This is a genomic window from Pseudoduganella sp. RAF53_2, from assembly GCF_052113985.1.
In the GTDB taxonomy this organism is placed as follows: domain Bacteria; phylum Pseudomonadota; class Gammaproteobacteria; order Burkholderiales; family Burkholderiaceae_D; genus Rugamonas.
The window spans coordinates 1-1,203 of the sequence record NZ_JBFRDW010001039.1 but is presented as its reverse complement, the minus strand read 5'-3'; the positions used below and the strand labels follow the sequence as shown (position 1 = coordinate 1,203).

At 63.8% G+C, this 1,203-nt stretch carries 1 protein-coding gene; it reads left to right on the top strand.

The features are described from left to right. Positions 1 to 1,203: hypothetical protein (locus AB4Z11_RS32135; RefSeq protein WP_442030290.1), on the top strand; the 1,203-nt coding region annotated here is incomplete at both ends.

Below are 1,203 nucleotides of genomic sequence, written 5' to 3'. Positions count from 1 at the left end.
CTGTATATCTGGACCGATAGCACCCACTTCGTCGAAGTGACCAGCGCGTCGGCCAACCAGAGCAACGTCGCCTGGTCGGTGGGGCTGTCGCTGTCGCCTGGCACCTACACGCTGGTCGCCAGCACCAGCAATAATCCCAACCAGTACCTCGCCAATTCGCTCGGCAGCCATACCATCACGATTGACAATGCCACTGCAGCGCCAGTGGTCGCGCTCACCAGCGACACCGGCAGCAGCGCGACGGACAAGATCACCAAGGCTGGCGGCCTCACGGTCACAGGTACCGAGTCCGGTGCCTCGCTCACTTACAGCAACAACGGCGGAGGCTTCAACAGCAGCTTTAGCGCCGTAGAAGGCTTGAACAACGTGGTTGTGCGATCGACCGACGCCGCCGGCAACACCGCCAGCACATCCTTCAGCTTCACGCTCGACACGACCGCGCCTGCCTTGAGCGTGTCACTGACTACCGATTCGACCGATGGCGGCGCCGGCCATGCCACTGACCTTGTGACCAACAACGCCGCCCTGACGATTAGCGCGCTCGAATCGGGTGCTGCGCGCAGCTTCGTCGTCGATGTCGGTGCGCCTGCCGGAACCTACACGGCGCCCGCGGCACAAGGCTCGCACATCGTCACCGTCACCGATACCGACGTGGCGGGCAATGCGACTATCCGCTCAATTACCTTCAATCTGGACACCAGGGCAGATCCCGAAGGCGACCTGAAAGTCACGCTGCCGGACAACCTGATCAACCTCTCCGAGCGCGGCGCAGTTGCCTACACCGTCGCTGGCCTGAACAGCGATGCCTCCGCGACCGTGACCTTCAGTGACGGCACGCATACCGTTACCGGAGCGGGCGGCGTGGCCAATCTCAGCACCCTGAACGACGGTCCAATCACCGTCAGCATTTCCGCGCAAGATGCGGCAGGCAATACCGCCGGCGGCGCAGGTGCCACGCTGACCCTGGACACCGCACTGACCGCACCAACCCTGGCGCTGGCGAGCGATACCACTGACGGCGTGGCGGGCCACGCAACGGACCGTGTTACCAGCAATGCAGCACTGGTCTTTGGCGCGAAGGACGCGGACGCCACCCGTGTCATCAAAGTAGACGGCACTACCGTCGGCAGCTACAACCCGGCTTCGCTGGCCGATGGCGCCCACACCGTCACCGTGACGGATACGGACACCGCTGGCAACACC